This is a genomic window from Binatus sp. (SeqCode), from assembly GCF_036522015.1.
In the GTDB taxonomy this organism is placed as follows: domain Bacteria; phylum Desulfobacterota; class Binatia; order Binatales; family Binataceae; genus Binatus.
On sequence record NZ_DATDGQ010000347.1, the window covers coordinates 1 to 4,980 of the forward strand.

The following is a 4,980-nucleotide window of genomic DNA, read 5'->3' on the forward strand; positions in this document are numbered from 1 at the left end:
GACATAGATGAGGCCGATAATTCTTAAATGTCCATCATGCGACGGGAACTTGACCATCGCACGACTCGACTGCCCCGACTGCAAGATCTCTATCGAAGGCGAATTCACACCGCCCGCGCTCCTCAAGCTTACTGGCGCGCAACTCGACTTCGTCGAGGTCTTCATCAAGAACCGCGGCGTCATCCGCGAAGTCGAGCGCGAACTCGGCGTCTCCTACCCGACCGTACGTGCGCGCCTGGACGACGTGATCGCCGCGCTCGGCTACTCCGCCAGGTCCGCGCCCGAAGCTTCGGCCTCCGACGACCGCGGCTCGCGGCGCCGTGCGGTCCTGGCCGATCTCAAGGACGGCAAACTCACGCCCGACCAGGCACTCGCCGCACTCAACGAATCCAGCAAAAGAGACGTGTAAGTACTGAAAGAAACCGGAGGCAATGCGCCATGGCTATCTCGACGCTCGACGGAATCGAATCAATCCGCATCCTGCGCGCCGGCGGTAATTTGAAAATTACCGGCACGGAACGCTCCGCCATCGAGATCGACTCCGGCGTCGCGCCGCGGGTGACCACCAACGCCGGCGTCGCCGAAGTGACGCTGCGCGACAACGCCAGCCTCGCGGTTCCCGCGGGCGTCACGGTCGAGGTCGAAGATCTCGCGGGCAACCTCGAGGTTTCGAATCTCGCGACTCCTTTCGCCGTCACTCGCGTCCGCGGCAACCTGCACGCACGCCACGTCGGCGCCATTTCGATGCGCGACACCGTCAGCGGCAACGTCTCGATCAAGGAAGCCGGCGCGATTGATGGGCTCAAAATCCGCGGCGCGCTCTCGGTCGAATCCGCCGGTGCGATCACCTTCAGCCACGTCGCAGGCGAGTTCGATTGCCGCACAATCGACGGCGAAGTGGCGATCGAAAAAATCGCAGGAGGCGCGCGTCTGATGGGCCTGCGCGCGCCGTTCATCGCGCGCGTGATCGGGGGGCATCTCGAAATAGAAGACGCCGCTCACGTCGAGGCCGGAGTGGTCGGCGGGCGAGTGCGCGCGGCGAACCTGTCGGGCGGCCTGCAAATAGGCAAGATCGGCGGCAAGCTCGCCGCCGACGGCGTCGCCGGCGAAGTCGCAATCGGCTTTGTCGGTGGCAATGCACGCATCGGCCGGGTCGCCGGCTCGATCAACCTTGAAGAGGTTGGCGGCGCGGTCGATCTCTCCGGCCCCTTCCCACTCGACAAAACCTGGAGCATCCGGAGCCGCGGCCGCGTCAATATCGAAGTCGACACGAACGCGTCGCTCGAGCTCGACGCCTCCGCGGGATGGGGTCGAATCCGTACTTACGGCATCGACGCGGCCGCGCTTAAGTGGCTCGACCGCAATCATGTGCACGGTCCCGTCGGTCCCGAGCCGGCCTCGGGCGCGCGGACGAAAATTGCCGTCGAGACGCGCGGCGCCGACGTGATCGTCGCCAGCGCCGACGCGCGCGAGCGCGATTTCTCCGGCCGCGGCTACCGCTCGCGCGCCGGCGACTCGTTCACCGCTCCCTTTGAGGATTTCGTCGACGACCTTGGCGGTGAGATTCCCGCGTTCGTGCGCAGCGTGCTCGACGCCGCCGGCCAGTTCGTCGCCGAAAGCGGCGGGCTCTCCAGCGGAATCGTGCGCGAAGTTACCCGCGACGTGAAACGCAGCGTCGGCGAAGGACTCCGCGAAGTCGAACGCGCCATTTCCGAAATCGAGGACCGGGTACCGGACGACGTTGGCGAGCGCCTGACGAAACTCGGCAAGGAAATCGGCGAACTCGTATCGCAGGCGGTGCGCGGCGGCTCGCGGGAAGCCCGCACCGAGATGCGTGACCGCGTGCGCAATGCGGCCCGCGAGATGCGCGACAAAATCCGCGAAGCCGCCCGCGACGTCCGCCGTGCTCACGACCAGCCCGGCAGCACTACTCAGCCGAATAGTCAATCGACTACTCAGTCAAGCACTGAGAAAACCTCGAGTAGTAAGTCAGAGCAGTTCAGACCCGGCGGGACGGTTAAACTGAATCGCGACGACGCAATTCTCGAAATCCTCGCCGCCGTGAAAGACGGCCGCCTCGAACCCGACGAGGCCGACGACCTAATCAACGCCTGGATGGAAGTTTCGCGCGGCGACGAGGTCCGCCACTGACGCTCACGGCTCGTAGTGCCGGATCTCGATCAGATGCCGGCTTCGGGTCGAAGAAGTAGAGGTTCTTGCCCGGCCCGCGCGCGCCGCCTCCAGCCGAATTGATCGACTCGGCCGTCTCGTCGCCCGGACCGCGCATATTTCCGACCTTGTCGAACGCGTCTCCATATTCAATTTTCGCATCGACGACCCGGCGGAAGACTTCATCAAATTCCTTGCGCGACATCGCGAACGCAAGATGCTCGCCGCCCTTCGTGCCCCATTGCGCCAGCTGAAGGGTGAAGTCAGGTGTCACTCGGAGGATCGAAAACGGCTCGCGATCGCCCTCAGACTTGAGTCCCAGGATGCCGGTGTAAAACTCGATGCTCTTTTTGCGATCGTTAACGGCGAGAATCATATGGTCGAGTTGTATCGACATTGCATCACTCACTTCGGGAACTGAGTCATCGACAGCAGATTCCCATCGGGATCTTTGAACCAACACACCTTGGCCAATCCGTCCGGAGTGGTCCAGATTCCCGCGCTGTCTTGCTGCAGTTCCGGAATGCGCTCGAACTTGACGCCCTTCTTAGCGAGCTTCTCCACGATCGCGCTGATATCGGGGACCTTCCAGCCCAGCGCCGTGAAGGGCACGGGCGTGAATTTCTCTCGCGGCTTTTCTATGTGAAGATGTCTCCCGCCCACCTCATAGATGATCGCCCACCATGCGTCCTCAACCAACTTGAGGCCGAGCACTCCTCCGTAAAAGGCCTTCGCTCGTTCCGGGTCCGTGGTCCCAACAAATGACATCACTTCGTAGTCGCCGAGCATATTGCGATCCTCCTCCGCGCCGATATTGGTGCAGTTGTACCACTTTGAGCAAATGGCTGTCTTGCGCTAGAATGCCAACCGATGCCGAAAAAGCGACATTGGTTTTTCGACGCCCGCAAGTACCAGGTCCGCACTGGGATAGTTCCCGAATATGCCGACGGCTACGTCATCAAGACGCATTCGCATCCGTGGCATCAGCTGGTTTACGCCTCGCAGGGCGTCATGACTGTCCGCACTCCGAACGGCACGTGGGTCGTCCCCATCCATCGCGGCGTCTGGGTTCCCGCCGGCACGCGTCATTCGATCGAGATGTCCGGAGCCGTGTCGCTGCGAACACTCTACTTAGTGCCGCGCCTCAGCCGCTCGCTGCCGGACAAACCGCGCGTGATCGGCATCTCGCCGCTGCTCCGCGAATTGATTCTCCGCATCGTCGAGCTCGACAGCCTCAATCTTCGCGACCCGGCTCATGCGCATCTCGTGTCGGTGCTGCTCGATCAGCTTCACGTGATGAAATCCGACGCGGTGCATCTGCCACTGCCGCGTGACGCGCGCGCGAAGCGAATTGCCGCGATGCTGCAGAAGCAGCCGTCCGACACCCGGTCGCTGATCGAGCTGTCGAAATTTGCCGGCGCCAGCAAGCGCACCGTCGAGCGATTGTTCAAAATTGAAACCGGCCTGGGCTTCGGCAAATGGCGTCAGCAACTACGGCTCGGTCACGCGCTGCGGCTGCTGGCGGCGGGCGACGCGGTCACCACGGTCGCTATCGACGTCGGCTACGACAGCATTAGCGCATTCATCTCGGCGTTTCGCATGACGTTCGGCAAAACCCCCGGCCAATATTTCCGCACCGCATAGGCGGCGCTGGTTGTGGCCCGCGCCCTCTGCTATTCAGGTTCGCTGAAAGCGGAGGAGGGGGCTGGGCAGATCGAAACCGGCAAAGATCGCAGGTACTTGCTATCGGGATGGGCGCTGACTCTGCTACTTGGCGGCCTCGACTGGATTTGGGCTGACCGCGCCCTACTGGCGTTTGACGGCTGGACGCGAGTTGCCTGCGTTCTGATTTTTCTGCTCGCGGTCGGCGTGGTTTACGGTTACCGCGGGCGCAACCGCAGGTTGGGCGAGGCCGGCAACTACGCAGCGCTGTGGGTCGCATTCTCAGCCGCGGGCGCCATCTCAACTTATCTCGCGGCTACTTTCGCGATGCCTTTGCGAGACGCCGACTTCATCGCGATCGACGCGTCGATGGGCTTCCATTGGCTCGAGTGGTACCGATTCATCGCAACGCATCGTGCGATCGAACTCCCACTTTTCATCGCGTACTTCTCGTTCCTGCCACAGATCATCGGATCGATCCTGTACTTTGCTCACACCGGGCAGACCAGCCGAAACGCCGAGATGATATGGATCTCGATGACGGCCCTGATTCTCACGACGATCGTTTCAGCGCTACTCCCTGCGGTCGGTCCGTATGTGCATTACTTCGGACACCAGACTGCGGACATCGTGGTGCTGATGAGTTTGCGGGCCGGCGGTGCGCAGACCTTTGTCGTCAATCGCCTCGAGGGAATCATCACCTTCCCTTCGTTCCACACTATCCTCGCGATCGTTTTCATATATGTGCATCGCCCGCCGTCGCGATCGTTCGTGCCGGTCGCGATCCTCAATACTCTGATGTTGATCGGGATACCGTCGGAGGGGCATCACTATCTGATCGACGTAATCTCAGGCGCCGCGATCGCCGCACTGTGTATAGCCGTCGTCAGAGCCGCGATGCGTCCTCGCCCGGAGACTGACTCGGCCGCCATCGCGCGAGAGCAGATGCCAAGGGTCGCGGGGTAGGCGAGAGTCGCGCAGCGATTCCCAAATACCGATCGCACGTGTCGCACAATTCACCGGGATTCGCGGCACGGGCTGCCTTGACGGCCACGCGGAATATTATGCAGGCTGGCTCGCATGGATGAAGTTAGATTCATAGCCGCGATCGGCGCGCTCGGTGGTGGCGTGCACGAAGGCAGCATGCTC

The 4,980-nt window shown here is 62.2% G+C and carries 6 protein-coding genes; 4 read left to right on the forward strand and 2 right to left on the reverse strand.

Annotation, left to right across the window (positions count from 1 at the left end; translation table 11 throughout):
* The first annotated feature begins 7 nt into the window (after positions 1-7).
* Positions 8-409 carry a DUF2089 domain-containing protein gene (locus tag VIW95_RS14680; protein ID WP_331587829.1) on the forward strand — a complete coding sequence of 134 codons (402 nt, stop codon included), beginning with the start codon at positions 8-10 and terminating at the stop codon, positions 407-409.
* Positions 410-438: 29 nt separating this feature from the next.
* The gene (locus VIW95_RS14685; RefSeq protein ID WP_331587831.1) at positions 439-2,151 is read left to right on the forward strand and encodes a hypothetical protein; all 1,713 of its coding nucleotides are present in this window, start codon (positions 439-441) and stop codon (positions 2,149-2,151) included.
* Here VIW95_RS14685 and VIW95_RS14690 read toward each other — a convergent pair.
* Both VIW95_RS14690 and VIW95_RS14695 read right to left on the reverse strand, forming a co-directional pair.
* A complete protein-coding gene (locus tag VIW95_RS14690; protein ID WP_331587833.1) occupies positions 2,105-2,566 on the reverse strand; it encodes a VOC family protein in 462 nt (153 codons plus the stop codon). The two genes, VIW95_RS14685 and VIW95_RS14690, sit on opposite strands and share 47 nt — an antisense overlap.
* A gap of 8 nt (positions 2,567-2,574) precedes the next feature.
* Positions 2,575-2,958, reverse strand: coding sequence for a VOC family protein (locus VIW95_RS14695; RefSeq protein WP_331587835.1), 384 nt, complete (start codon positions 2,956-2,958; stop codon positions 2,575-2,577).
* Positions 2,959-3,039: 81 nt separating this feature from the next.
* On the opposite strand from VIW95_RS14695, the gene VIW95_RS14700 reads away from it, so the two are divergent.
* Entirely contained in the window at positions 3,040-3,813 is a 774-nt protein-coding gene (locus tag VIW95_RS14700) for a helix-turn-helix transcriptional regulator (protein ID WP_331587837.1), read from the forward strand.
* Between the two features lie 12 nt (positions 3,814-3,825).
* Complete coding sequence (locus tag VIW95_RS14705) at positions 3,826-4,797, forward strand: phosphatase PAP2 family protein (protein WP_331587839.1); 972 nt, start codon at positions 3,826-3,828, stop codon at positions 4,795-4,797.
* Positions 4,798-4,980 lie beyond the last annotated feature (183 nt).